The following is a 24,630-nucleotide window of genomic DNA, read 5'->3' as shown; positions in this document are numbered from 1 at the left end:
TGCGTTTCCGCGCAAGCTCTGAAATTCGCTGTTCAAGCCGACACACTCCTTTCCCTGTGCGGCGATCAATGCCGCTTTTTCTTCTATTTCTCCGTATAACAAAATATCCAAAAGGTATTCTGTGTAGCTTATCCTCTGCAACGCTTCCACAAAAAGAGGATGCCAGATGGCATCCTGCGGCTGTGGGGCGTGTGCTGTTTTCCAATGCTCCAGCAGGCGCAGATAATCGCATAGCACCCGGAAACAATACCGTTCCGTTTCCTGAAATCTCTGCTCCGCTGATTTTTGTCGGGGCTGTGACCTGTTGTGACGCTTCCTATCTGGCGGCGCATTGCCGGATTTCTCATAGGAAACGCCGAAGTCCTCCGCAAGCCTGACCGCAGCTTCCCGTTTCCCCAATCCATGCAGCAAAGCGGCAAAGTCGATCACATCCCCGGAAGCCCCGCAGCCGAAGCAGTAAAAGCGGCTGTCCACTTTCATGCTGGGCGTGCGGTCATTGTGGAATGGACAGCAGACCATGCCGTTTCTTCCCACCCGGATTCCATAGAATGAAGCAGCCTGCCGGGTGGTAACAGACTGTTTCACCGCTTCAAATACATTCAAATACTCCCTCCATAAAAATACCGGTAGCGGTAAAGCTGCCGGTTATATCATAGCTCCATCTCATGTTTCTTTCTCTGTACTGCCTGTGGCTGCTCCCTCCGGCGCAGTGCGGTATCTACGGCGTTCTGCACCTGCCGCAGCCGTATGACTTCCTCCCGGAGTGGCTTGTGCTGCGGAGACAGTTCGGCATACTCTGTTTTTAACTGTGCATATTCCTGTTTCCATGCTTTCAGGGCAATGGGTTTTCCGTCCAGTTTTTCTTTCAGAATACGGCGGGCGGCATAAAACAGCCGTAACTCCGCATCGTGGGATGTTTCAAATTTCTCCCTCTGTTTCTTAAACTTGATATTGTTCAATTCCGTATGGACAGGTTTTAGCCGCTGGTAATTCTCGCCCTCCCGTATCAATTCCTGCAATTCCTTTATCCGGGCAGATTTCTTTTTCATGGAGCCGCTTAATGCTTCAAATTCTTCACTGACAGAGGAAAGACGCTCCTGCAAATCCTCTAATGTGAGCAGCTTGTTTTCCGTCAGATAATTGACGGCTTCGGCAAACTGCTTTAAGTTTCCGGTTCTGGCTTTATTGCTCCATGCCCCTGCGTTGCGCTGGTTGTAATAAGCGATCAGCAGGTCGGCAAGGCTCGGTGTCTGGGGTTTGGAAAGTTCTTCTTTTACCTCTGCCATCCAGACAAACAGGGCTTTGATCTTCTTCCTCACATCCTGCATGAGCCGGTTGGTGGCTTTAATCCAGCGGTTCAGTTCCCCTTTCTCGGTGCGGATGCCCTTTGCTTCCATCTGCCGGACATTAGCTCCCTCGTGGACAGTAGGTATCAGGTCAAGCCCCTGCCGCACATAGGAACGGTGGTCGATACGCACATCCAGCCCTTTTTCCTCAAATTTTGTATTAACGGCAGCCGCCCACTGCTCCCGCCAGTGTTCCAGCGTTTCCGGCTCATGCCAGTCTGTTGTATGGACAGCGTTAAACATATAATCGCCGTTTTTATCCCGGATTCGGTTTCCATCTTCATCAAGAAGATATTCCCGACGCTGTTTTTGTCCCCATGTGCCATCCGGGTTCAAAGGGCGCATGGTTGTCATCACATGAAAATGCGGGTTAGGGATGCCGCCGTCCTCTTTCTCCGGGCTGTGAAAAGCAAGGTCGGCAATCATGCCTTTTGTCACAAACTGCTCCTGTACGAACTTCCTCGCCAGCTCCATGTTTTCTTCCAGCGTCAATTCATTCTGCATGGCAATATCAAAGGAATAGGCAAGCTGTGCTTTTGGATGTTTCTCGCAGTTCTCCACAGCATTCCAGAGGGTCGCCCGGTCAAGATATATTTCCGGCGCATGGGGCGGCAGCATGATTTCCGAAGCGATCACGCCGCCCTTTTTGGTGTAGTCGCTGACTTCTCCATAGTAGCTGCTGTAAAGACGCTCCCCGGCTCGGTAGGCTGCGCTGGCAATGGCGCTCTGACCGGCGCTGCGCTTGATCTGTGCGATTGAAAAATGATAAAGTGCTATCCTTAGTCACCGCCTTTCTCCTGCCCGGAAATACGGGCGTGGTTCTCTGCGGCAGACCGGATGAAATGCTCCGCCTGCGGCAGATTCAAAATGCTTTCCATGAGGGAATAAAATTCCGCTTCGGATAGCTCCTTTGTCTGTGGTGCAATGCTCTCAATAGCTGCCCCACGGGTAATCAGCCGGTGCGTCCTCTGTTTCCGGGAACCGCTTTCCAGATACGCCTGCCGGTTTTTCAAACGCTGCATTTTCCGTTTTTCCTGTTCCAGCAGGACAGTGGTTTTTTCATATTCCTGCTTCAACTGTTCCAAAGATTTTTCCATGTTCTCACATCCTTTGCTGATAAGATAAAGAAAGACCATCCGCAGACAGTCCGTGTGTCAGTGCTTCTATAAAACCCGATGAAAAGGGAAAACCGCAGAGCGGATTTCTCTTTGCGGCGGGTACACAGGGGATAGCCGCTTTAGCGGCGCAAGGGGGTGCAGCCGCCTTGTCGGAGCGAAGCGAACGCAGACCTCGGATTGCTGATTTTATCAGCGGCAGAGGTAAGCTCCGCAGGACGCACGATACATGGTCTTTAGACTATGTATAGAAGTGCGCCCTTAGTTCCTAAGGGATTTTTCCGTTTCCGGCAGTCTTGTCCTTTTTCTTGGAACGCTTGGAAAGATACTTCGGGCAGTCAACCACAACCGCCCGGAAGCTCTGTTTACATTCGTGCTGGCATTTCCGGCACAGTTCGTTGTAAGTGATACGGCTGCGGTCATTTAAGAAGAAAGACCATTCCAGCCGCCGCTTGTTGCTCATTCTTGCCATAACCGGCTCCTTTCTCCGTTTCTATCTGATGTACGCAGATAGGCTGTTTTGGTGTAGCGTCTCGGTATCATTTTTAAGGTTTTTTCTCTCTGTATGCCCCTTTGGAAAGTGCGGCAGTATTGCAGTCAGGGAATGATACCTCACGCTTATTTGTCGCTTCCCGGTACGGTTTCGGAGCCTTTTGCCATCCATTCAAAGAAAGCAATTTTGCTGACCTTGATAAGCCTCCCCCTGCGGAACGCCGGAAAGCCGGGGGTGTGTACCAGCTCATAGGCGCTCGCTCTTGAAATTCCCATAATCCGCTGAATGTCCGCCACATCCAGAACCAGCGGTAAATCCTCGTAGCTGTTCAATCTCTTTTTATCGTTCATTCTGTTCCTCCCATAAATCAAATAGGTTAAAATGCTTCCTGCTGCCGCTCTCCCCAAAAGCCGTTTTCCTGCCCCATTCCTGCGGTGTTTCCCTGCATTGGTGCGCCGGATGCGTCACTTCTCCTGCCGGTCATATCCTTTTTGGACGGTCATTCACTTGTCAAGGTACTGTGCGGTACGAAATTACCAACCGCAATCATCATAGCGTACTATCCTTGACAAAACAATGATTCTGCGATACCATGAGTGTAACTGATATAACTGAATTATATAATTACCATAAACAAAGGCAGGGGATAGGGATGGAGAATCAGTTTATACGGCATGAGCCATGTTTTGAGAGGATTTTGTTTGTCCTGACGCTGGACAGGAAGAAAATGAAAGAGCGGATTTTGATTGGGGAAGAACAGCAGATCCGCTTCCGGCTGAACGGGAGCCAAAACGCAGAGGTGCTTTGTGATATGACACGCCCGCTGGGAACTTTTTTGATAAACTTTGAGCGTGACACGGACAGAGATTGGAACTTATACGGGCTTTCTCCGCTGCGGCAAGCCCTCCACTCCAACCGACGGAAACAGCCGGAGCTGGAGCAGACGGCAAGCGAATTTCTCTGGGGAAAATATCTTAGCAATGACCCTCTGAAAATGTATGTGGCGTTCCGTATCTGGAACAGCTATCTGCTTGCCAGAGAACCCCGTGACCGTAACGCTGCCTGTGACCGCTTCATGGATAAAATGAGCAGCCTGACCGGGGTATTCCATAACGAAGCCATGAGCTTTGACAGGGAGACAGGAAAACCGAAACATTTTCAAGCTGGCAGCCTTTATTTCAAAGGCGCACCGTCAGAAGATACCCGGCTTGACCTCTGGTTACCGGACAACCGGCGCACAGAAGAATGTGTGTCTGCCTATGCGTCCCTCTACCCGTTGATTACCTATTATCTGAACAGGCTGAATGACTGGGGGCTTTGCTTCCGGCGGTGCAAGGTCTGCGGGAAATATTTTCTGGCAAAGAGCCAGCGGTATGAGCTGTGCAGCGACAAGTGCCGAAAAGCACAGGCACTTCAAAACAAGCGGGAATTTGACGAGAGGGCAAGAGAAAATAACTATGACCTGCTTTATAAAAATGAATGCCAGAACTGGCGCAACAAAATAAACCGGGTAAAAAATACCGCAGGCTTTCCGGCTGACCGTCTGGAAAAAATACAGGCTGCCTTTTCCGACTTTAAGAAAGAAGCCTTACAGAGAAAAAAGGCTGTAAAAACAGGAACGGCCAGCCCGAAAGAATTTACGGACTGGCTGTATCAGCAGAGTAATGTAATTGTGAAGCTGACTGAATACTAAATTTTTTCTCGTTGTGAGGTTTCTGTGACATTTGCCTGATGGCAGTATCGAAATTGCAGTAATTACTCATGCAAAATGCTTCTTCGTTTTATACACTATACCTATATGGTGGAGCACCAAATGAAAGGAGCAAAAAATATGTCTGAGATTCAAAATGCGATTGAAGTAAAGAACTTAAAAAAAGGTTTTGGTGGCAGAGTTTTGTTTGAGAATTTTAGCCTGAATGTAAAAGCAAATACAATCCATGCGATTATTGGCCCGAACGGTTCTGGAAAGACAACACTGCTACGCTTGATTACAGGGGTATACCAGCCAAATGCAGGGACAATCAACATTGCAGGGAAATATGCAATGGAGCTTGAAAATGACTATCTGTATGAAGAACAGACTGGTCTTGAAAATTTGAGAATTTTTGGGAAATACTTTGGATTTGAAATAAATGATCGTTCAGACAGTTATTGTACGCAATTAGGATTGACCGAGCATTTAGGAAAGCGTGTTAGCACTTATTCTAAAGGAATGAAAAGAAAACTGTCCCTTTTGATTGTGATTATGATGGGACGGGATATTCTGCTCATGGATGAACCAACATCGGGTGTAGACCCCATATCCAGAGTAGAAATCCGTAGTTTGATAGAGGCTCTAAAAGCTGACGGAAAAACGGTTATTATCACTTCACATGACCTTAGCGAGATTCAAAAGTGCGCTGATGATGTATCTATGATTAAAAATGGCAGATTGCTGTTTGATAAGGGTATTCAAGAAATGCAAGGACAATCATTGGAAGAAATCTTTATTAAGGAGGGCAATCGGTATGAGTAACATGGGAAAAGGCGCAGTCTACTATCTTACCAGAAGCAAAAGCCTCCTAATTGATACTGCGATTGTTGCCATTCTGGCAACTTTTATGAGCTTTGCAATGCAGATGGACGCCTTGCAGTCTAAGGGAGAGGATTATTTAGTCTTAATGCTCTATGCGGTTATTTTGGGTCTTACCTCCCTGCAATCCGGTGCTATGATTGTAGATTTGACAGCAAAGGATAAGTTAAGCCGGAGAATTGAATTTTTTGCAGCTTCTGGAATTGCGGTAAAAGAGATTATAAAACAGTATTCGGTACAGATTTTCCGCTTTTCTGGTATTATCCCGTTCTTTGTTTTTATGAGTTGCTATTACTTTACCGACTGGACAATGAGCTTTGGGCGGATCGTATGCGTTTATCTTAGTATTCTTGTACTTAGTTTTTGTGAGATTGTCGCTTTGAATATCATTGTACTGGATGTGAAACGAGTAAAACTGTTCAAAAATGTTCTGTTCTTTGGTAATTTTGCACTGGTTTATTTGATTGCGATGTCGGCAGAACGAATTACAGAGCTTGTGAATCAACATCATATAGGAATTGACTATTTGATTATTGTGGTTGATGTTGCACTTTGCATGATGTTTGCACTATTAAGTTTCTTTAAGACTCGGCACATGAGCAACGAAACAGTTATCAGGAGGGATGGCGAATGGGTTTGATAACCTTAAACCTTAAAAGGGTATTGAACTGGAATTTTATATTTATGAGTGCGGTAGCAACTATCTTCGGCATAATCTCTCTGATGAACTTTGGGGATATTTCAGAGAACATTGTATTTGGCGTTGATATAAAGTATTTTATGCTTGATGGCTACCTGTGCTTATTTATCTTTTTTGCCGGAGAAATAAGCAAGGATATGTTGCAGCAAGAAAAAATTACAAAGAGAATAGAATGGAAACTTGCTAATGGTATTAAAATCTCAAGTATTGTTAAAGAGAATCTGCTATCACTATGGATTGGAACGCTGATTCTTTTGTTTCCTCTGCTTTTGATGATTTCCATTCGTCTGCCAAACCTTATCTTGTTATCAGGCACCTATTTTCTGATCCTTAGCATATTGTATTCGGCATTTATAAATGTTTTGATTCTCTGGATTAGAAATATGAACTGGTTTAAGAGTATTCCTATCTTTGCAACACTGCTTCATATTTTGCTGGTTTTCTTAAAATGTGGGATATTTATGAAAACGAATAATGTGTGGGTGTTGCTACTATTTTCTCCAGTGAGTATAATAGTTTTGACTGCGTGTGGTTTATGTCTGATGACTAAAGAACGGATCGTATCATCATATTACTAACATAATGAATTTTAGCTGAAAGGAGGGGGGTCTATGCAGGATAAACGCTTCTATCCGTATCTGTTTCTTCATGCGGGTATTGTGACTTTATGGGTTATATTGGATAGAACACATAAAGGAATTGCGAATGACGGAGCCATCAACTTATTGTCGATTGCCGTCTTGCTTTGTTATTTCAATCTGCTCTATCTACATGTAATGACATCACGGCGAAAGGCAACAATATCTGAATGTGGCTGGAACCTGCTTTCTGTTTCCTTTATTGCGGCGCTGATGTATGATGGATTTTCCACCTTATACACGGGTGCATTTCTGGTTTTTGCATTGATTATCGGAATAATGCTGGTAAGAACTGACGCAAGCCGGGGAAAAATGGTTCGCTTGCTGTTTGGAATTGCGTCTATCATACTGTCGTTTTTCAATTTCCGAATTCTACCTGCGGTAACTATGTTAATTGGAATGTTCGTGGGAATTTTCCTTGATTATAAATATATAAATTTGAAACAGGTTAATATTCTTCCGATTGCCCAGAGGAAAGCAAGATATGTCCTTGTTTTCATGATTCCTTTGCTTACAATCGTACTTTATTGCTTTGATTTGTCCACCCTGCAAGTCAATGTATTTTTTCAGCTTATAATGCTTTTATTTGAGGCTTTTGCTGTCATTCATCTTGGCGACATGGAAGCTCGTTACAACGAGCTGACAAAGTATTATGAATTAACGAACTATATTGCAAGTGAGAGGGAAGATTTTTCAATGCTACTTCACAACGATGTGCTTCAAGATATTGGAGGTGCCAAAAATCTTCTGTCGCTTCGCTCACCAGCTATTGATGAAACAAAAAGGATATTATCTGATTTGGAACTGCGAATAAGAAATATGATGAATTTCTATTCGTCTAATATCTTTTCGGGGTATGCTTCATGGGAACATATTGAATATATGCTTGACGCCATTAAGAAGCTGTACCCAAAGAAAAATATATTTATAGATTTTACCATTGACAGCGAAGCAAGGATTGCTTTGAAAAAAGATAACAGTTTGGAACAGACTATGCAGATAATCAAAGAGCTTGTCAACAATGTTTATAAACACGCTGCCGCTACTTTTATCCATTTGGAAATCGCGTTAAATGAAGAAAGTAAACTCGTAATTACCTGTCAAAATGATGGAGCGAAACCAAATGACATTGAAAATATTCTTTCTTCCAAAGGTGGCATGCTGTTCTTGACGGTGTTGATAAATGGGAATGGTGGTAACATTCAGTATTTAGAGAAAGATGGTATTTTAACTGCAACGGCAGTTTTGGGGAGAAAAAATGAAGATATTACTATTTGATGACCACAGGATATTTGGAGAGAGTTTAAGCAAACTTCTGGAAGATTGGGACGCAATCTCAATCTGTCACTATGTAAGTAATGAAACAGAGTTTTGGAATATTCTTTCCGTAGACGAATGGGACATTGTATTATTGGATGTTAACCTAAGAGATCAGTCAAAAAATTCTGGCATTGACCTGATAGAAAAAATATATAACAAAAACCCAAAAACAAAAGTGGCTATGCTATCCTCTTATGATATGCCGGTTTATAGACAGGAGGCACTTAAAAGAGGTGCTGTAAGTTATATTGACAAGTCGGCTTCTGCTGATGAGCTGGTAAAAAAACTTACAGCTATTAGTAAAGGTCACAAATCCACTACGCCCCCTTTATTAAATCCCCTGACAGATCGTGAAGCGGAAATTATTAAGGCGATTGGAACAGGGAAAACAAAGCATGAAATAGCTCAAGAACTGTATATCAGTGAACGGACACTTTACAACCATATCCAAAGCATCTATGATAAGCTGGGGGCTAAAAATGCTATCGAAGCCTATAACAAGGCTATTGCACTTGGATATATCACACCCTTAATATGAGTTTAGGCAATAAGAGGGACAGATATATCAGAACACAAGTGACAAGTATGCACATTATGTAAGCAGATGGCAAAAACAAGTATCATTGAACGACTTCATCAAAACAATAAAGAAAAGCTGGGAGCAAAATTAAGTCTGCTTCCAGCTTTTTTGTATTTGTTATTGTATGTGGTTGACTAAGAAATATTGTTTAAGCGTGAGTTTGTGATATTGGGTGTGGTATCTTTAACTATGGGAATGCCCACGTTCCCATTTCGAAACGCTTTGCGGGGTAATCCCCAAATACTCTGCAACATCCTCTTGCGTAAGATTTTTTAATATACGGTATTTCTTTAAGTTTTCTGGTAAATATAACATAGCAACCTCCTGATGATTCATTATAGTAAAATCATATCATGTGCATTTGCGAATTCAATAACGCAGTAGTTGTCCTAAACTCAACCGCATCCATATATGCTAAAAAAATCAAACTACATATCATAATTCCTGTTGTCACAAAGATCCACCTACAAATTCTAATTTTAATGATGTTTCGTTTCATCATATAGAATCACTGATGTGAAAACTATAAATGTTCCAATATCTCTGTAATATTATTTACTATATGTTCAGGCTGATATTGTATCAGCTCTAAGTTTCCATAAGCAAAAGAGCCTTGTTTCACCCATATTGTATGCATTCCAATTTGTGATGCTGGTTCGATATCATTATCTAGTCTATCTCCAATCATATAAGTCTCTTCTGGAATACACCCTGATTTATCTAACGCCATCTGAAATATTTCTAGATTAGGCTTAGATATTCCAACTTCGGCTGAAGATATGATAATATCAAAATATTGGCGAATACCATATTGTATAATACGCTGTTCTGTTCCCATACTTTGGTTAGCAATGATACCTAAATGATATTTGTCTCTCAACTTTTCAAGCAGCTCAGGAACACCTTTATATACTTTTTCTAAATGCTTTGGCCATTTTATCGTTTCCAATCCAAATTCTTTAGCAGCATCTTTATACGGCAACCGATTTTGTGAAGCAAGCTCTATCATGCGATGTTCTAACGTTTCTCTCTTTGGTGCGTTAGGTTGCTTTAGCAATTCTTGTGTTCTATATTCTGCACATTCACTTTCATCTATCAAAGTTGATCCTAAGTCAAAAAATATCCATTTAATCATTTTCTTACTTCCTTTCGAGATATAGATATTTTTAGCAGTATATCCCTTCACTCCTCATCCCTCAACTGCATTTGTCCACAAAGCATTGAGAAAAATCCAAATCTCTCATAGTACTCCTTTAGTTTTTCTTCTCCGTATATTACTGAAAGCATATAAATATTTCGTTCTCTAATCTCTTTGATTACCATACTCATCATCTGTGTTCCGAACCCTTGATTTTGCATTTCCGGATGAACCATCAAATCCTGTATGTAGGCATCAGTAACCCCATTAGATACGACTTCCACATATCCTACCAGTCTGTCACCCTCATAAGCACTCACAGAAAGAAAACACTGTAATTTTGGATTATTTAAAGAACTTTCCATTGTATTCCACCCAACAAATTTACGCAGTTCGCTCAATTGCATCGCATCCATTTTCTTATTTAAATAATAATTAACCATCTAACTCCTCTTTCAATGAAATCATTGCTTACTTTTTACACTTGCCATCCACCGCTTACACTTTTCACATAAATAAATTTTTTATCAGTTCGACAAACTGATATGTAGTCTATCCCCTCAGATTTTTTAGAGCATCGGGGTTATTTGAGATAATCATTCCAACCATCTGACATTTTTCCATGTCTAGGCAATCGCCACACATTACCACACCCTTTTTCAACTCGCGATGTTCATAAGCAGTGTTGTTCTTGTTTATAAATGCTCTAGTAATCTCTGCTCCAAATGCCTTGCAATAAATTTTTGCTGCATCAAAACTATTTTTAACATAAACTTGATTATAATTTTTCATAGTCAATCTCCTTTTTCAGTTTTATCAATTTTTATTTGGTAACTTCAATATAATAATCTAAAAGTTCATATATCCAATCATGAAGTACCGAAAACTGAAATCCCAACGCTTGTGCTTTTTCGGTATTTATACTATATTCCGGTTTCCTGTTATATGTAGCGTTTTCCCCTCCTTTGTCAATAATTGCTTTGGAACCTGTTTTCTTTTCAACATAATCAATTATCTCTCTTATAGAAATAGTTCCTTCAGCACTTCCATTAATTGCTCCTTTGACCTCTTTATCAACCAGAAAAGCCATAAATTTCCCTGCTTCATCGGAACGTATAAAGCCCATCTGATAGTCCAAATTATCTATATTCATAGGAATAGACTTCATTACATGTTCGACATAGAATAATAATCTTTTCGTATAATCATCCTTGCCTATTACAAAAGGATATCTTACCGCAATCCAATTGCGACTAGAGTATTTTTGCCACAAAGCATACTCCGCTTGCCGTTTTATTTGTTCATACGGAAAAGCAAATCTGTCACACCAAATAAGCTCTTTTGATGTTCCATCAAAATCAGATTCCATCGTATTCATATGTTTAGGTTCATATACAGATGTACTGGACATATACATATATTTATCACAATCTACAGCTTCCATCACATACTTTATATCATTCGAACAATAGGCAATTTTGTCAATAACAACATCATAATGCACACCTGATAATGCTTCTTTCACACTTTCTTCATTTGTCCTTTCAAGGATAATCCTCTTTACCTTGTCGCCATATTCATCAGAAGATATTCCCCTTGTGGCAATAGTAACATCATGCCCCTTTTCTAAAAGTTCATTTACCATATGTATTCCAAAAAATCTAGTACCACCTATTACTAATATTTTCATCCTTTTTCTCCACAAACTCATATTTATCAATCAAATCTTCCCCTAAAATTATACCATTCTCCCAAGAATAAAACCATACATTTCCTCTCGTGACGCCATTTTGACGCCATTAACTCCTCATTTCTCTCTATGACGTAGAAAAGGCATCCCCGAAAATTTCGGGAATGCCCATCATTCACACAAGCATATCTTATTGATTACTCCGTAATCAATAAGCTCGCGGCATTCATAGAATGCCTGCGAGCCCTATAAACAAAGGAAAACCACGGTTTCGTGTAAACACGACCGTGGTTTTCTTTATTTATAGTGAGCTTGCGCTCTATTCATTGATAACGTTGATTATTCAACAATTGTAGCAACCTTACCTGAACCTACTGTTCTACCACCTTCACGATATCAGACCAATGTATTGCGGTGTGCAAATGGTGATTTTTCGTGTGATTTGTGTGGGAAAATCCGGATTTTCCGATGTGTCCGTATAGTTTTGGGCGATTTTGTTATCATGATGTTATCACGCTATTTACTATCCGAAAAAGAATGCATCGCCTTATCAAACTCTGTAAGTTTGAGATCATCAGTTTCAATCTCAATGTCCATTATTTTTTTCATCAATGCAAAAAAGGTTCGATTATTTCTCGACCTAAGCTTAATAGTCTCTATGGCAAGACCCATATCTCGCAGAGTTATAATTCTATATAATTCCTTGCAAAAATTAGAAACATTTAACAGATCATCAAATTTCATTATTGCAGATATTCTATTCGAAGAATGCGTGTAATAATTTCGATCATGCACTATATCATCTATAAGTTTTTCTTTTTTCTCTACAAATTTCTTTTTAGATATTTCTTCAAAAAGATTATAACCTTTGTGCAAATAATCCTTCACTGCTTTTCTAAAAGATATACCTGAATATCCCAAGCCTTTTTCAACTAACTCTTTTTCTTCTTTACTTTCAAGTTTACTAATCAATTCATTCTTTTTTTCCTCAAATTCTTTGATTTCTTTTTCTTCATCTGCGTATGCTTGAGTGTATCCTTCAATCAATTGCATTGCAGCTAAATATTTATTTGTTGTAACAATTTTCAACTCCTCATCCAACAAAATTCTTCCGTATGCTTGTTGTGCATTATATATCTTTTCGTAATTAGAAAACCAATATCTTAATGCTTGTTCTAAATTTTGAAAATCAGTTATTTTATATAAGGAGCTTCTTTTAAAAGATGTATAATCTATTGTATCATTTTTCAATATATTTAATTTTTCTTTTGGAAAATTACAGATTCCCATAACTTCTACCAACTTATCACAATCCACACAATTCAAAGCATTAATTGTAACACTTTCTCCTGCCAATACCGAAAAAAAGTCTGTTATTATATACAAATTTTCCCTTATATTTTCTATGTCTATGGCTGAATTAAATTTCCATGTAATACGATGTGCAAATCCAATGGACAACGCTTCTTTACTATATTGATATTTCGGATAAACGCCAAATATCAATTCTCCATTTTCCAATTGGACACTTCTATTTTCCACATTGATTGGTATATCAATTTTACGGCAAAATATAATATCTTCATAATTTTTATTTACATCGTACGGACATAAACCTATCAATTCATTTCCTTCCGTTATTTCAAAATATATCTCTTGAAATTTAGAAGTATTAGCATAAGCCATTTTTCCTTTTAACAATATATCCGCCTGCAATTCAAGTTTAAAACAATTGTTAACTCCTCCAGAAGCCGATTTAAAATTTAACCCAATTGCAGTTATCTTCTCTTCATTTTCTAGTTTAATTACCAAATACTCAATCTTTTCTTGCGCCATATTCACAATTTTTCTTGAAACTCTATAAAGCGTAATTATCCCTTGATAATATTTATTAATATGTATTTCCGCTCTATTATTTAATTTTAATCCATCTATGCTTTCAAGTTTTCCGGAAAATGCTCCACCGGCTTCTATACTCATGTTTTTCCTCCTACTTATTCTTCAAAATCTCTTTATAAATAAATAAGACATACATCAAATTTACAACATCTTTTGTCAATTCAATATATGCCTTATTTTAATTTTAAGCATAGGCTAATTTTTTATTATCTTGACTATGCTTTCCTCTTTTTTGTATCCGAGATCGTTTTTCTATCTCTTCTTTTGTCATTCCACTAGCACCTTTAAGTAATGCTTTTTCCAACCTACTATTAATGCTCAAATTTCTTTCCTGTTTTCTACGGATAATTCCATAACACCCAACTGGTGAAATAAAAATTTCTTTAGGTGCATCCCCAGAAATAATGTCTTTTAATGATCTAAATTCACATTTTTCTGGCTGTTCAGTACAATTAAGCTTCATCGCTCCAACATCAATAATTCCTTTACTGAAATCATATAAAATAGCATTTTGATACTCATTAATCATCGATTCATCAATATATTTTTTCTTTTCTTTATAGATGCTCTCTGTTAATTCATATGAAACTAATCTTTTTCCGATCCATTGCACCACTGGAACGGCCCACGAATTACCTATAGCTTGATATCTATTCGTTCGTTTTGCGCCTTTAATATTAGTATACTCATCCGGGAAGCCCATTAACCTCTCACATTCAAGTGGCGAAAGTCTTCTTATTTTTTCGTCCTGAACAACAAACAATGATCCATTATATGCTGCTGCATTACCATTCCACTTTGTTCCATAAGCTGAATATAGGCAATCTGAATATTCTCGAAACACTTCAAAAGAATGTCCTTCTTTTTCAAATGTTAAATCTCCTGTTGGATACTCTACAAACTCACCCTTATGCAGTTCAAATAAAATCTCCTCTGGGTGAAAGTCTTTTCCTCCAGCCAAAACATATAGTCTTCGTCTTTGCTGTGGCAAGCCAAAATACTTAGCATCTAAAACTCTCCAAGCAACATTTCTTTTTTCCCCTTCTAATATTCCTGCATTAGGCCATTTCTTCATTTCAACTGCTTTATCTAAACCGGCTAATGATGAAATCAAACATCCAAATGCATTTGTTTTATCCGTAAGAACTCCTTCAACATTTTCCCAAAATACGATACTTGGATTTTGCTTTCTCTCTTTTCTAACTTTATCATTTGCTTCTATTATATCAACAAACTTTAATGTCAGATTTCCTCTTTCATCATTCAACCCTCTTTTTCCACCTGCCAATGAAAATGCTTGGCAAGGTGTTCCTCCACATATAAGGTCTGGTGCACATATATTTTCGTTTATCAATTCTTCCGGAATGTTATTCATATCCCCCAGATTTATTATCTGTGGAAATTTTTCATTTAATACTCTTGATGGGAATGGTGCAATTTCTGAAAACCATTTAAAATCTAACCCTAGTGGCTTCCAAGCAACGGAAGCTGCTTCTATTCCTGAACATATACTTCCAACTGTTTTTATCATTGCGCCCTCTCCTTTCCTAAATTTGAATATACAAAAACCTGCATATGCTAGCACGCTTTCATCATACCAAACATACGTTCGTTTTTCAATATATTTTATTCTTTTTCTTTCAAATATTTGTTAAATTGATTTTTCCATTCTATTAAATCATACCAACAGCAACCGATACAACCATTCTCATCAGCTTTTGATGATCCTCTCCACTGTTCATCGCCTTCATAAAACCATTTTATCCCAAAAAAGTCTCCTCTTATTCCTTCCGATACACATTTTTTACAATATCTTTCTTTTTGAAGATTTGTCTGGTTTGTCAATAATTGAAACTTTTTCTTTATTTCTTCTTCTGACATATTTGTTTCATTCACGGTTTCTCCATTTACCCAACGTGAAGAAGGGAATTTATGATCTATAACCAATTCTGAAGCAGTCTGTGGTGAATCAAAACAAGCATCTTTTAATGGTAAAACGTTTTTTATTTTATTCTGAAGGCTTGTAGAAATAGAAAATCTTTTTTCATTATCCGCTGCTTTTCGAGGAAGTCTAATTAATAAATCATAAAATTCCTTTTTCCCACACGTCGGACAATCTTTTTTCATAGTCGCAATATAGTACCACTTTCGCGCAGTTTTTTTATTCTTGCTGCAGGTTGTGGATTTGCTTGTGGTACCGGACCACATTTTCTACACTGCCATTTAGTCATAACATCATTCCCATTTAGTGCATCAAAAACAGCTTGCGTATCAAAAGCCTGTCTATTTTCCCAATAATGCCGTTGTTCATTTTGCCATACATCATTTCTTCCTGGATCCAATTCCGTGTAACATTGTAATACCCACTCTTTTACATCTTCATATGTACGTGGTATATCTGTCCCCTGATATTTTGATTTTATAGGCACGCATCCATTCCAAGTTTTTGCATGGTATCTAAATGTTACTCCTAAATAATAATCTTGCATTCCATGAATTTGAAATAACTCACCAGTGCGTACATTTGCATTTATCTTTTTATTTTCAAAATCATATGACATTTTCTTTCCCTTCTTTTCTGCATAGATATTCATCTTTATCATACCAAAAGAGAAAAAATAACTCAATATTTTATTATATTTACTTGAATATTATTTGCTTACTTATTTCTTCTGCCACATTCTTAATATTATTCATCCTCCTCACCCATTCCATCTGATCCTGCAACTTCAGTTCTTCCGTCACGCCCCACCGTTCAGCCATCTGTTCCACCAGCATCTCAACTTTTTCTCTTGTTTCTTTATCGACTTGATTCAGATGCTCCGTCAATTTCCCGGTCAGTACCAGATACTGATACCTGGCACTCCGGTGTTCCTTCAAAAACTGTTTTCGCATTATTCCATATTTCCCATATGTAGGTTCTTCCTCATTGATTTCCAGGTCTGGAAAATAATAATCTCCATACAATGTGTAGCTCAGTCCATTCTTTTCATCATAAATCTGTTTCTTCATATCCTTACAACTCCATTCCTCTGTATTTTGTTTTGTTCTTCTTTATCTGTGCATTGTATTCTTCACTTCGTTCTCTTGCCCATTGTATGCGGTCACCTATTTTTTTCGGCATCTGCTCTTTCTGTTTTCTCGCTTCAAGTTCCTCCTGGATTCGTATATCGTCCTGTACCAGTCTTTCTACCATATCTTTCCCCAACATGCGTAAAAGTCGGTTATATCTGTCTGCAATTCCCTACAGTATTTCTTTCTCACTAGATAATTTCTGATAATCTTTCTGAACTTCTGCCAGTTCCTTTTTTGTTTTTTCATGCTCTTGCTTTTTCTTCTGAAACTTACTTTTCCAACTATCTCTTTCTCTTGTGAGTTCTTTCACCTGTGCAGCCATCGCACCGATTTTGTTTTTCATTTCAATGAATAATGGTTTTATTTTCTTATCCCGGTAAGTTACCGCACGTTCCAATGCTGTAGCTTCCGGCAGAAATGTTTTGATCATTCCATATTCTTTTATTTCCTTACTGACATTATCCATCACTGGTTGCAGGAATTCTCTTCTGTCTTCCAGTTTTTTCAATTCCGTTTCTGCTTTCTCCGCACGTTTTTCCGCTATCTCTTTATCTTTCTGGAACTGAATTTTTTCTTCTTCCAGTAGCTTAATATCTACCCTTGCTTCTGCAATCTGAGAAGTCAATCCTTCATTCTCCACTGTCAGATTTTCTTTTTTCTGCTCCAGTTCCTGCACTTCCTTTTTGCGTTCTTTTTTCTTGAAATTGTAAACATCCAAATGTTCTTCATGTGTGCCTTTCTGTTCCCATTCAATTCCATGCTGTTTTGCGATTTCAGCCAGCACTTCCTTTTCATGATTTATCCACTGATTCAGTTCTGTATCATGCTTATTTCCACCTTGAAATCCAAGACTTTTCAATGCCTGCTTCAGTGAAACTCTGGTATCCATTCCTTTTCCCTTCCAGTTGGTCACATAAGGAACAAAGTCAATATGCAGATGCGGAGTAGCTTCGTCCTGATGCAGATAGCAGCTAAATACCCGAAGTGTCGGATTCCGTTTCTGGAAGTCTTTCACATATTCGTCCAGTACCTTTACAGCCAGATTTCCTTCTGACGTTCCCACTGCCATATCCTCACGATTACCAATCTGGAATATTACTTCATGGAACAGCTTCTCCTGTTTGCCCTGTCGGATTTTTTCATAATAATTTGCAATTTTCCGGTCCTTTCTTTTCCCGACATTATATCTCTCAACCGCATCGTCAAACAGCTCTTTATAAACTTCCTTCAGATTCTCATTCTTATAACAAATGTTCAGTTGTACTCTGTCCGGATCTACATTTTCTGCTACAAAATCCCGTCTGTTATGAGCCAGTGAACCGGCTCCGATCATGCCACTGATTGTTCGTTTCATCATAAATTTTCTCACCTCTTTTCTGTTTGAGTGCCAGATATGGCACATAATTTTTATTTACGCCAGACATGGCGATATTTAAGAAACTTTCGCCGGATACGGCGGTTTTGTTACTTTTGTCAAAAGTAACGCAAAAGCACTTTCGACAGCCGTACCGTCCATCAAAAGTCCCCTTGCGCCCTGCCGGGGGCATAACGTCCTTATGGACGTCTGTTCTGCACCGACCGAAGTGGATCATAGATCTGTTTTATTCTGGTATCCTCGCCTGCACATATTCCAGATCTCCACAATAAGGTGTCCCTACCAGATACCATTCTCTTGCCAGATTCATCTCCATTCTGGTCTGTACCCATTCATCATCTACCAGCACTTCCAGTCCTTCTCCGCAGTGAAATCCTGTATCAATCCATAAGTCTGATGATAATAATCCATATCTTCCATTACTGCTGTTATATCCTAATCTTCCCTGTTTCATTATTTTCTGCTCCATTCCTGTCTGTAAACGGAATTTGTAAACGGGCTTCAAAAGATTTTAAAAGTTAACTTTTTAAGTTTTTCTTTAAGTTCCGTTTACATCGTTTACAATAATCTTTACTCAAACGGTATTTCCAACTGTTCCGGTACTTCCATAAATCCGTCTTTATCTTTCTTCACCGAATCTTCCATCCGTTTCCATGACCGCTGTATTCCATATTCCTTTCCGAACCGATGTGTACCATGTGGTTTCCAGCCTTCAATCGCATTGTTCATAATATTTGCAATCTCTTTACCTTCCCACTGTTTCATTTCTCCGGTTCGATGTAGCGCTTCATCGAACAGAATTCTTGTACATACATAATCGTCATCGTAGTCATCAAGAAATGCCTGTATGATTCCGGCATTGGTATCTTCCGGCATAAATTCTTTCTGCAGACGCTTTGCCTCTTCCTCAATTTCCTTTGTAAATCCTAAGAACACATTTCCCTGTCGATACAGTACCATTGCCTCCGCCCAGGCCTGTTCGATATAGGCTTTGCTCTCTGCCTCATTGTCTAGAATATGAACTTCTGCTTTCGACATATCTGTCATCACCGGAGCAAATCTTCTGTTTCCGGTTCTGTCCAGCGGAAGGAAATTCAGATCATTTGAAGTACCGCAAAATACACACTGTCTCGGTCTGTCTTCTGGGTGAACTTCATAAGGTACTTTATAAGTTTCTTTCTGTCTGCTCAGAAACGATTTTATCTGTTCAATATTCTTTGCTGTGATAGTTGCCTTCATTTCTCCCATTTCGATAATCCAGTGATTTTGCAGTTTTCTGTAAATATTTTCATCATCCAAATGATCCAGATTGTCGCTGAACCATTCTTCTTTTATCGCTAGATATTTGAAAAATGTGGACTTTCCGGCTCCCTGACTTCCAACCAGACACAGCATAATATCATACTTTATTCCCGGTTCATAAATTCTTGAAATCGCTGCCAGCATGTGCATTTTCATTACTCCGATTGTGTATTTACTCTTTTCTGCTCCCAGAAAATACGGAAGCATATTTTCTATTCTTGGAATTCCCGTCCCAGACCAGACTTTCCAGATAATCTCTAATTGGATGATATTTATTTTCATTGGAAACAATATCTACTCCTGCTTTGATCACACGCTCACTTGTCAGTTCATAATTTTCTTCCAGATACATTTTCAGATTATTTTCATCAGTATCTGTAACCGTAGAACTGTTATTTCTCCGTTCCCAAGGCACCTCTTTCACAATGTCCATTCTTCCAGAAAGCTCATTTCGTTTAATCGCTTTTTTCAGCACTGGATCTTTTTGTAATACGGTTACACAATTTCTGATTGTCTGCTTTGTTCTTCCTTTATCCGTATGCTCCAACATATCATTGACATCTTCTGTTGTAAGCATCTCCTCGTTCACAATATCTTCTAATTCCATCAAGGACTCCTCGCTGATATTCGTTAATTCTTTCTTCAATTTTTTCAACCTCCCTTCTCTTCGTCTTGAAAAACTCTACAATCTCTTCTCCTGTTCCAAACATCAGCACGTCCAGATAGTCATTTATCTTTCTTTCATTTGCCAATGCCTCCGTAAATAATTCGTGCCATTCTTCTTCCGGTTCTGGTCTGTAAAACTCTTTCCAGAACTGAATCCATTTCAGATATCTGATCAGCACGTCAATTGCATGTTTCAACCACTGCTCCAGTTTTTCTCTGATCATCAGAACTTTAGGTTTCTTTGATATCAAAGTATTCCTGCTTTGGTGCGTCCTTTTGTATTTGTTTCTGTCTTCGACTTTTATATCCAGTCCAAAATCTTCTATCAGCTTTTTCGCAGCTTCATACTGTGATATTCCAAATAACCTTGCTGTAAAATCTATCGCATCACCGCCCACTCCACATGCAAAGCAGTGATATATTTTATCTGCCTTCATACTTGGGTGTCGGTCTTTATGAAACGGACAACACGCCATTCCATTTCTTTTTACTTTAATCCCGTAATGCTCCGCAGCCTGTCTGGCTGTCACACATTCTTTTACCTGTTCAAATAATGTCACTTCTACCTCCTGCCCCTCCGGGCAAGTCTCTGATGAACAGATATTCGGGAATTGTTGTATCTTTCAATTCGTGATATACTAAATCTGCCAAGATGGTATATCAGTGAATCTGATTATCAGAGAACTTGCTCAGATATTTTGTCTGGGCTTTTTCTTTTTGTCTGTCAGTAGTCATAGCTCCACTCCTTACACAAATCTCCTTGTTGGGATAATGATAATTTCAAATTTGCTTCCATCCTCTAATTCAAGAAGAATCGCATAATCCGAATCTCGATCCGGTAAAATGGAACTTATCTTCAGCTTCTTACTATAATTGAGCGTATCAAATATTTTTCTGACTACTTTCTTTGTTTTCATGTGTCTTTTCCTCCTTATTTAACGTTTGTTGTCCAACATCTCAGCTACCTTTTTTTGCTGTGACGGATACAGGTGACCATAAGTGTTTAATGTCATCTGAATATCTTTGTGCCCCAGTCTTTCCTTGATGATCAGTGGCTCTACACCCTGATAAATCAGATATGCTACATGGCTGTGACGGATATCATGCACTCTGATTGGTTTTACACCGGTCAATGCTTCATATTTCTTGAGCCGTTTCTGCAGTGTTCTCGCCACAATCGGAAATAACCGCTGATTTTCCGGAAATCCATAATGCTTCTTCGCATACTCCTGCACCTCTTCTTTAAGAAAATTAGGAATATCAATGGTACGGACTGAATTTTCTGTTTTTGGAGTATCAATCACATCTCTTTTCCTGATCCGGTTATAAGTCTTATTGATATGCAAAAGATTACCACTCATATCAAAGTCTGAAAGACTCAATGCCAGAAGTTCTCCTTCCCTGATTCCTGTCCAGAACAGAATTTCAAATATCAGATAATCTTCACTCCCCGGCTCAATCCCGGCAATAAATCTGTCATATTCTGCTTTCGTCCAGAATTCCAGCTTATTTGCATCCGATTTCCCCATCTTTTTTACTTTCTTACATGGATTTTCCTTCAGATTGTAAATTTTCTGTGCATGATTAAACAGTGCATTTAACTGATTTTGGATCATACGCTCATAAGTCTTGCTGTATCCTTTTTCCTGAATGGTATTCTGCCACTGGATAATCTCTGCTGGTGTAATCTCATTCATTTTTCTTGTTCCAAAATACGGAACAATGTGCTTGTTCATCATGTGTTGCTTATTACGGATTGAATTTTCTTTCAGTTCATTCTTTTTATCTTCAAAATAGACTTGAATAAAACTGTTCATCTCCATCTTCATATCCGCTGCAGTTTTTCTTATGAATTCCTTTTCATAATTTAATGCTTCTTTCTTTGTCTTGAACCCTCTTTTCAGCTTCTGCGTTTTCTTTCCTGTCCAGTCAATATAACGGAAGCTCACATACCAGGTTCCCTGTGTTTTGTCCTTGTAAGCTGACATCTTAAATCCTCCTTCATACTACTCTCTGAGAGCATCCATAAAATTTTGTTTCCCAGTAGGGACGTGGAATCTTTCCACGAACTGCTACATATCCTTCCTTTGCCAGTTCATCATTGAGCTGCTTAAGAATAGAATATGCTTTACTGCGTTTCACACCTAATTCTTCCATGACATCATCAACATTCATCATATAATTAGTTCTCATAGCGTCCTCCTTTCAAGTCACTTTTGTGACTCTTTTATTGTTCTCTTATAATAATTCCCTTTTGTGAATTTGTCAATAAACATTTGCGAATTTATTTTTTTCATTCCATACCTATTGCTTGCGTATCAGGAATTTGTTAAATCTCACTCTTTTGTATCATTCACTTTTGTGCTAGAATAGAAGCACAAATATTATTAAGGAGGCAGCATTATGGTTGGCAAAAAAATCCGGGCATTCCGGGAATTTAGAGGATACAGTCAGATACAATTAGCCGAGCTGTCCGGCATTAACGTAGGTACGATTAGAAAATATGAGCTTGGAATCCGGAATCCAAAACCAGATCAGTTAGAAAAGATAGCAACTGCACTGGGATTAAACGTAAGTGTTTTTCTGGATTTTAATATTGAAACAGTCGGAGATGTACTCTCTCTGTTGTTTTCTATTGATGATTCGGTGAACCTCTCACTTGCTGAAACACCTGATCAGAAGGTTGCGCTGACATTCGATAATCCTACAATGCAGGACTTTTTCAGGAAATGGTGTCAATTTAAAAATGTCTATGAAAAGGAAAAAGCTGAAATATTAGCTATTGAAGATAAATATAAAAGACAAGAAGAACTGGATAAGCTAAATGCTACCCAGGAAGAATGGAAACTGCGCGCTATGGGAACTACGATAGGTTGCCATACTATCGTTAAGAAGGGCACTGAAGGCAATGACATCAAGACATATGATCTGACTTAATTTTGTGCATAAGAAAAAGAGCTCACGAAGAGCTCTTTCTTTTTGGTGGTCTGGGGGAATTGCTTATCATTCCATGCTACCATTACACCATATCGCCGCAAATACCCAGACCTACTAATAAGATTTCTTTTTTCATAATATCAATTCCTTTCTTGTAAATGCACTTTTCGATGTCATATACTATTCCCGAAATCATAGAACTCAAAAGAATTCCTAATATGGTGGCGATATCTGGAATCGAACCAGAGCCTATTGCTAACTTTGTTATAGTGGTAGTATAGCATTGATTTCAAATTTGTCAATCCGCTTTCAGGATTTTGTTATCATTTTGTTATCACAAACGGTTGTCAGGACACTCTCCCGGCAACCGTTTTTCTATACTGTTCGTTATTCTTTTCCGCTCTTTTATATATTTCCAGGCAACAGAAAAACCCGTAGAACCGAAGTTCTACGGGTATCTTACGTTTGGACACAACGTTATCTTACGATAACAAATCTATTTTCAGATTGTATTACTCGATGATTGTAGCAACACGTCCTGATCCTACAGTACGTCCACCTTCACGGATAGCGAATCCAAGACCCTGTTCCATAGCGATTGGGTGGATAAGTTCGATTGTCATTTCTACGTTGTCACCAGGCATGCACATTTCTGTACCAGCTGGAAGTTCACAAACACCAGTTACGTCAGTTGTTCTGAAGTAGAACTGTGGTCTGTAGTTGTTGAAGAAAGGAGTATGACGTCCACCTTCATCTTTTGTTAATACGTAAACCTGAGCTGTAAATTTCTTATGGCATGTTACTGAACCTGGTTTAGCAAGAACCTGACCTCTTTCGATCTGGTCTCTGTTGATACCTCTTAAAAGAGCACCAATGTTATCACCAGCCTGAGCTTCATCAAGAAGCTTTCTGAACATTTCGATACCAGTTACAACTGTCTTCTGGATTTCTTCCTTAACACCAACGATTTCAACTTCGTCGTTCATATGAAGAACACCACGTTCTACTCTACCTGTAGCAACAGTACCACGACCTGTGATTGTGAATACGTCTTCTACTGGCATTAAGAATGGCTTATCTGTATCTCTCTGTGGATCTGGGAAGTAATCATCAATTGTGTCCATAAGTTCCATGATCTTGTCGCCCCATTCTGATGATGGATCTTCAAGAGCCTTAAGAGCTGAACCTTTGATGATTGGAGTTCCGTCGAATCCATATTCTTCAAGGATTTCTGTAACGTCCATTTCTACTAATTCAAGTAATTCATCATCGTCTACCATATCGCATTTGTTTAAGAAAACAACGATTTTAGGAACACCAACCTGACGTGAAAGTAAGATATGTTCCTTTGTCTGAGCCATAACACCGTCAGTTGCAGCTACAACAAGGATAGCACCATCCATCTGAGCAGCACCAGTGATCATGTTCTTTACATAGTCAGCATGTCCTGGACAGTCAACGTGAGCGTAATGTCTCTTCTTTGTTTCATATTCAACGTGAGCTGTAGAGATTGTGATACCTCTTTCTCTTTCTTCTGGAGCTTTGTCGATATTTTCGAAATCTGTAGCTTCGTTACCTTCAACTCTTTCAGAAAGAACTTTAGTAATAGCAGCTGTTAATGTTGTTTTACCATGATCTACGTGTCCGATTGTACCAATATTACAATGTGGTTTGTTTCTTTCAAACTTAGCTTTTGCCATTTTTGATAATCCTCCTAATAATAAAATATTTTAATAACTGACCTAATGGTCGTCTTTACATAGGCTTAGTTCCCATTATATTTT

The 24,630-nt window shown here is 39.0% G+C and carries 31 protein-coding genes and 1 pseudogene; 7 read left to right on the top strand and 25 right to left on the bottom strand.

Annotation, left to right across the window (positions count from 1 at the left end; translation table 11 throughout):
- The 5 genes from CCC31_RS02750 to CCC31_RS02730 all read right to left on the bottom strand — a co-directional run.
- The coding region (locus tag CCC31_RS02750) for a CHC2 zinc finger domain-containing protein (RefSeq protein WP_290849534.1) at nucleotides 1–603 on the bottom strand (603 nt) is incomplete at its 3' end.
- A 47-nt stretch (nucleotides 604–650) separates the two neighbouring features.
- The gene (mobQ, locus tag CCC31_RS02745) at nucleotides 651–2,066 is read right to left on the bottom strand and encodes a MobQ family relaxase (RefSeq protein ID WP_118749566.1); all 1,416 of its coding nucleotides are present in this window, start codon (nucleotides 2,064–2,066) and stop codon (nucleotides 651–653) included.
- Between the two features lie 59 nt (nucleotides 2,067–2,125).
- On the bottom strand, nucleotides 2,126–2,443 hold the full coding sequence (locus CCC31_RS02740; RefSeq protein WP_182436539.1) for a DUF3847 domain-containing protein: 318 nt from the start codon (nucleotides 2,441–2,443) through the stop codon (nucleotides 2,126–2,128).
- Nucleotides 2,444–2,729: 286 nt separating this feature from the next.
- On the bottom strand, nucleotides 2,730–2,933 hold the full coding sequence (locus CCC31_RS02735) for a hypothetical protein (RefSeq protein WP_004614949.1): 204 nt from the start codon (nucleotides 2,931–2,933) through the stop codon (nucleotides 2,730–2,732).
- A 146-nt stretch (nucleotides 2,934–3,079) separates the two neighbouring features.
- Nucleotides 3,080–3,304, bottom strand: a complete 225-nt coding sequence (locus CCC31_RS02730; protein ID WP_005362423.1) for a helix-turn-helix domain-containing protein — start codon at nucleotides 3,302–3,304, stop codon at nucleotides 3,080–3,082.
- A gap of 302 nt (nucleotides 3,305–3,606) precedes the next feature.
- Here CCC31_RS02730 and CCC31_RS02725 point away from each other — a divergent pair, with 302 nt between their 5' ends.
- The 6 genes from CCC31_RS02725 to CCC31_RS02700 all read left to right on the top strand — a co-directional run bounded on the left by CCC31_RS02725 (nucleotide 3,607) and on the right by CCC31_RS02700 (nucleotide 8,722).
- Complete coding sequence (locus CCC31_RS02725) at nucleotides 3,607–4,647, top strand: DUF6076 domain-containing protein (protein WP_118719090.1); 1,041 nt, start codon at nucleotides 3,607–3,609, stop codon at nucleotides 4,645–4,647.
- Between the two features lie 120 nt (nucleotides 4,648–4,767).
- Nucleotides 4,768–5,469 carry an ABC transporter ATP-binding protein gene (locus CCC31_RS02720; RefSeq protein ID WP_118347102.1) on the top strand — a complete coding sequence of 234 codons (702 nt, stop codon included), beginning with the start codon at nucleotides 4,768–4,770 and terminating at the stop codon, nucleotides 5,467–5,469.
- The gene (locus CCC31_RS02715; RefSeq protein WP_118347100.1) at nucleotides 5,462–6,166 is read left to right on the top strand and encodes a hypothetical protein; all 705 of its coding nucleotides are present in this window, start codon (nucleotides 5,462–5,464) and stop codon (nucleotides 6,164–6,166) included. Before CCC31_RS02720 ends, CCC31_RS02715 begins: the two co-directional genes overlap by 8 nt.
- Nucleotides 6,157–6,804 (top strand): hypothetical protein, encoded by a 648-nt coding sequence (locus tag CCC31_RS02710; RefSeq protein WP_118719088.1) that lies wholly within the window; start codon nucleotides 6,157–6,159, stop codon nucleotides 6,802–6,804. Before CCC31_RS02715 ends, CCC31_RS02710 begins: the two co-directional genes overlap by 10 nt.
- Before the next feature lie 33 nt (nucleotides 6,805–6,837).
- Nucleotides 6,838–8,142, top strand: a complete 1,305-nt coding sequence (locus CCC31_RS02705) for a hypothetical protein (RefSeq protein WP_118347096.1) — start codon at nucleotides 6,838–6,840, stop codon at nucleotides 8,140–8,142.
- Nucleotides 8,123–8,722, top strand: coding sequence for a response regulator transcription factor (locus tag CCC31_RS02700; RefSeq protein ID WP_118347094.1), 600 nt, complete (start codon nucleotides 8,123–8,125; stop codon nucleotides 8,720–8,722). The genes CCC31_RS02705 and CCC31_RS02700 overlap by 20 nt, the downstream gene beginning before the upstream one ends.
- A gap of 225 nt (nucleotides 8,723–8,947) precedes the next feature.
- Here the strand turns inward: CCC31_RS02700 and CCC31_RS02695 are convergent, their stop codons facing one another.
- The 18 genes and pseudogenes from CCC31_RS02695 to CCC31_RS02610 all read right to left on the bottom strand — a co-directional run bounded on the left by CCC31_RS02695 (nucleotide 8,948) and on the right by CCC31_RS02610 (nucleotide 22,102).
- Complete coding sequence (locus tag CCC31_RS02695) at nucleotides 8,948–9,079, bottom strand: helix-turn-helix transcriptional regulator (protein WP_290849406.1); 132 nt, start codon at nucleotides 9,077–9,079, stop codon at nucleotides 8,948–8,950.
- A gap of 208 nt (nucleotides 9,080–9,287) precedes the next feature.
- A complete protein-coding gene (locus CCC31_RS02690; protein ID WP_243053233.1) occupies nucleotides 9,288–9,899 on the bottom strand; it encodes an HAD family hydrolase in 612 nt (203 codons plus the stop codon).
- A gap of 47 nt (nucleotides 9,900–9,946) precedes the next feature.
- The gene (locus CCC31_RS02685; RefSeq protein ID WP_290849402.1) at nucleotides 9,947–10,345 is read right to left on the bottom strand and encodes a GNAT family N-acetyltransferase; all 399 of its coding nucleotides are present in this window, start codon (nucleotides 10,343–10,345) and stop codon (nucleotides 9,947–9,949) included.
- Nucleotides 10,346–10,454: 109 nt separating this feature from the next.
- Nucleotides 10,455–10,694: a hypothetical protein gene (locus CCC31_RS02680; RefSeq protein ID WP_118565298.1), complete on the bottom strand. Its 240-nt coding sequence runs from the start codon at nucleotides 10,692–10,694 to the stop codon at nucleotides 10,455–10,457.
- A 31-nt stretch (nucleotides 10,695–10,725) separates the two neighbouring features.
- Nucleotides 10,726–11,592, bottom strand: a complete 867-nt coding sequence (locus tag CCC31_RS02675; protein WP_290849399.1) for an NAD-dependent epimerase/dehydratase family protein — start codon at nucleotides 11,590–11,592, stop codon at nucleotides 10,726–10,728.
- A 516-nt stretch (nucleotides 11,593–12,108) separates the two neighbouring features.
- Nucleotides 12,109–13,572, bottom strand: a complete 1,464-nt coding sequence (locus tag CCC31_RS02670; RefSeq protein WP_118236021.1) for a HEPN domain-containing protein — start codon at nucleotides 13,570–13,572, stop codon at nucleotides 12,109–12,111.
- Between the two features lie 103 nt (nucleotides 13,573–13,675).
- On the bottom strand, nucleotides 13,676–15,022 hold the full coding sequence (locus tag CCC31_RS02665; RefSeq protein WP_118236022.1) for a DNA cytosine methyltransferase: 1,347 nt from the start codon (nucleotides 15,020–15,022) through the stop codon (nucleotides 13,676–13,678).
- A gap of 95 nt (nucleotides 15,023–15,117) precedes the next feature.
- Nucleotides 15,118–15,618, bottom strand: a complete 501-nt coding sequence (locus CCC31_RS02660; RefSeq protein WP_290849396.1) for a hypothetical protein — start codon at nucleotides 15,616–15,618, stop codon at nucleotides 15,118–15,120.
- Complete coding sequence (locus CCC31_RS02655; RefSeq protein WP_290849394.1) at nucleotides 15,615–16,052, bottom strand: hypothetical protein; 438 nt, start codon at nucleotides 16,050–16,052, stop codon at nucleotides 15,615–15,617. Before CCC31_RS02655 ends, CCC31_RS02660 begins: the two co-directional genes overlap by 4 nt.
- 79 nt (nucleotides 16,053–16,131) lie before the next feature.
- Complete coding sequence (locus tag CCC31_RS02650; protein ID WP_118236024.1) at nucleotides 16,132–16,503, bottom strand: TnpV protein; 372 nt, start codon at nucleotides 16,501–16,503, stop codon at nucleotides 16,132–16,134.
- A 4-nt stretch (nucleotides 16,504–16,507) separates the two neighbouring features.
- Complete coding sequence (locus tag CCC31_RS02645; protein WP_290849392.1) at nucleotides 16,508–16,687, bottom strand: hypothetical protein; 180 nt, start codon at nucleotides 16,685–16,687, stop codon at nucleotides 16,508–16,510.
- A gap of 48 nt (nucleotides 16,688–16,735) precedes the next feature.
- On the bottom strand, nucleotides 16,736–17,923 hold the full coding sequence (locus CCC31_RS02640) for a plasmid recombination protein (RefSeq protein ID WP_290849389.1): 1,188 nt from the start codon (nucleotides 17,921–17,923) through the stop codon (nucleotides 16,736–16,738).
- A 244-nt stretch (nucleotides 17,924–18,167) separates the two neighbouring features.
- The gene (locus CCC31_RS02635) at nucleotides 18,168–18,395 is read right to left on the bottom strand and encodes a DUF5348 domain-containing protein (protein WP_055066584.1); all 228 of its coding nucleotides are present in this window, start codon (nucleotides 18,393–18,395) and stop codon (nucleotides 18,168–18,170) included.
- 116 nt (nucleotides 18,396–18,511) lie between these two features.
- Nucleotides 18,512–19,820 (bottom strand): annotated as a pseudogene (locus tag CCC31_RS02630) (virulence-associated E family protein).
- Nucleotides 19,795–20,469: a CHC2 zinc finger domain-containing protein gene (locus CCC31_RS02625; RefSeq protein ID WP_118236028.1), complete on the bottom strand. Its 675-nt coding sequence runs from the start codon at nucleotides 20,467–20,469 to the stop codon at nucleotides 19,795–19,797. Before CCC31_RS02625 ends, CCC31_RS02630 begins: the two are co-directional and overlap by 26 nt.
- Nucleotides 20,470–20,655: 186 nt before the next feature.
- A complete protein-coding gene (locus CCC31_RS02620) occupies nucleotides 20,656–20,826 on the bottom strand; it encodes a hypothetical protein (RefSeq protein ID WP_165854697.1) in 171 nt (56 codons plus the stop codon).
- Between the two features lie 18 nt (nucleotides 20,827–20,844).
- On the bottom strand, nucleotides 20,845–21,897 hold the full coding sequence (locus CCC31_RS02615; RefSeq protein WP_055056241.1) for a site-specific integrase: 1,053 nt from the start codon (nucleotides 21,895–21,897) through the stop codon (nucleotides 20,845–20,847).
- A gap of 13 nt (nucleotides 21,898–21,910) precedes the next feature.
- Nucleotides 21,911–22,102 (bottom strand): DNA-binding protein, encoded by a 192-nt coding sequence (locus tag CCC31_RS02610; RefSeq protein ID WP_118236029.1) that lies wholly within the window; start codon nucleotides 22,100–22,102, stop codon nucleotides 21,911–21,913.
- 210 nt (nucleotides 22,103–22,312) lie between these two features.
- Between CCC31_RS02610 and CCC31_RS02605 the strand changes: the two genes are divergently transcribed.
- Entirely contained in the window at nucleotides 22,313–22,846 is a 534-nt protein-coding gene (locus tag CCC31_RS02605; protein WP_055260936.1) for a helix-turn-helix transcriptional regulator, read from the top strand.
- An 82-nt stretch (nucleotides 22,847–22,928) separates the two neighbouring features.
- Here the strand turns inward: CCC31_RS02605 and CCC31_RS02600 are convergent, their stop codons facing one another.
- Entirely contained in the window at nucleotides 22,929–23,051 is a 123-nt protein-coding gene (locus CCC31_RS02600; protein ID WP_287630750.1) for a hypothetical protein, read from the bottom strand.
- Between the two features lie 307 nt (nucleotides 23,052–23,358).
- Nucleotides 23,359–24,546, bottom strand: a complete 1,188-nt coding sequence (tuf, locus tag CCC31_RS02595; protein ID WP_147585615.1) for an elongation factor Tu — start codon at nucleotides 24,544–24,546, stop codon at nucleotides 23,359–23,361.
- Between the last annotated feature and the right edge of the window lie 84 nt (nucleotides 24,547–24,630).

The sequence above is a fragment of the Eubacterium sp. LMAG:50 genome (assembly GCF_008680265.1).
Taxonomy (GTDB): domain Bacteria; phylum Bacillota; class Clostridia; order Lachnospirales; family Lachnospiraceae; genus Eubacterium_U; species Eubacterium_U album.
The sequence above is the reverse complement of the archived record's forward strand: the minus strand, read 5'-3'. Positions and strand labels throughout refer to the sequence as shown.

Coding starts and splice junctions, on each gene's coding strand:
- CCC31_RS02690 (WP_243053233.1), bottom strand. CDS start 9,899: ATGATTAAATGGATATTTTTTGACTTAGGATCAACTTTGATAGATGAA.
- CCC31_RS02715 (WP_118347100.1), top strand. CDS start 5,462: ATGAGTAACATGGGAAAAGGCGCAGTCTACTATCTTACCAGAAGCAAA.
- CCC31_RS02665 (WP_118236022.1), bottom strand. CDS start 15,022: ATGATAAAAACAGTTGGAAGTATATGTTCAGGAATAGAAGCAGCTTCC.
- CCC31_RS02705 (WP_118347096.1), top strand. CDS start 6,838: ATGCAGGATAAACGCTTCTATCCGTATCTGTTTCTTCATGCGGGTATT.
- CCC31_RS02660 (WP_290849396.1), bottom strand. CDS start 15,618: ATGAAAAAAGATTGTCCGACGTGTGGGAAAAAGGAATTTTATGATTTA.
- CCC31_RS02675 (WP_290849399.1), bottom strand. CDS start 11,592: ATGAAAATATTAGTAATAGGTGGTACTAGATTTTTTGGAATACATATG.
- CCC31_RS02695 (WP_290849406.1), bottom strand. CDS start 9,079: ATGTTATATTTACCAGAAAACTTAAAGAAATACCGTATATTAAAAAAT.
- CCC31_RS02640 (WP_290849389.1), bottom strand. CDS start 17,923: ATGATGAAACGAACAATCAGTGGCATGATCGGAGCCGGTTCACTGGCT.
- CCC31_RS02655 (WP_290849394.1), bottom strand. CDS start 16,052: ATGTCATATGATTTTGAAAATAAAAAGATAAATGCAAATGTACGCACT.
- CCC31_RS02670 (WP_118236021.1), bottom strand. CDS start 13,572: ATGAGTATAGAAGCCGGTGGAGCATTTTCCGGAAAACTTGAAAGCATA.
- CCC31_RS02700 (WP_118347094.1), top strand. CDS start 8,123: ATGAAGATATTACTATTTGATGACCACAGGATATTTGGAGAGAGTTTA.
- CCC31_RS02680 (WP_118565298.1), bottom strand. CDS start 10,694: ATGAAAAATTATAATCAAGTTTATGTTAAAAATAGTTTTGATGCAGCA.
- CCC31_RS02635 (WP_055066584.1), bottom strand. CDS start 18,395: ATGAAACAGGGAAGATTAGGATATAACAGCAGTAATGGAAGATATGGA.
- CCC31_RS02615 (WP_055056241.1), bottom strand. CDS start 21,897: ATGTCAGCTTACAAGGACAAAACACAGGGAACCTGGTATGTGAGCTTC.
- CCC31_RS02620 (WP_165854697.1), bottom strand. CDS start 20,826: ATGAAAACAAAGAAAGTAGTCAGAAAAATATTTGATACGCTCAATTAT.
- CCC31_RS02605 (WP_055260936.1), top strand. CDS start 22,313: ATGGTTGGCAAAAAAATCCGGGCATTCCGGGAATTTAGAGGATACAGT.
- tuf (WP_147585615.1), bottom strand. CDS start 24,546: ATGGCAAAAGCTAAGTTTGAAAGAAACAAACCACATTGTAATATTGGT.
- CCC31_RS02730 (WP_005362423.1), bottom strand. CDS start 3,304: ATGAACGATAAAAAGAGATTGAACAGCTACGAGGATTTACCGCTGGTT.
- CCC31_RS02650 (WP_118236024.1), bottom strand. CDS start 16,503: ATGAAGAAACAGATTTATGATGAAAAGAATGGACTGAGCTACACATTG.
- CCC31_RS02710 (WP_118719088.1), top strand. CDS start 6,157: ATGGGTTTGATAACCTTAAACCTTAAAAGGGTATTGAACTGGAATTTT.
- CCC31_RS02610 (WP_118236029.1), bottom strand. CDS start 22,102: ATGAGAACTAATTATATGATGAATGTTGATGATGTCATGGAAGAATTA.
- CCC31_RS02735 (WP_004614949.1), bottom strand. CDS start 2,933: ATGGCAAGAATGAGCAACAAGCGGCGGCTGGAATGGTCTTTCTTCTTA.
- CCC31_RS02725 (WP_118719090.1), top strand. CDS start 3,607: ATGGAGAATCAGTTTATACGGCATGAGCCATGTTTTGAGAGGATTTTG.
- CCC31_RS02740 (WP_182436539.1), bottom strand. CDS start 2,443: ATGGAAAAATCTTTGGAACAGTTGAAGCAGGAATATGAAAAAACCACT.
- CCC31_RS02685 (WP_290849402.1), bottom strand. CDS start 10,345: ATGGTTAATTATTATTTAAATAAGAAAATGGATGCGATGCAATTGAGC.
- CCC31_RS02720 (WP_118347102.1), top strand. CDS start 4,768: ATGAAAGGAGCAAAAAATATGTCTGAGATTCAAAATGCGATTGAAGTA.
- CCC31_RS02645 (WP_290849392.1), bottom strand. CDS start 16,687: ATGGTAGAAAGACTGGTACAGGACGATATACGAATCCAGGAGGAACTT.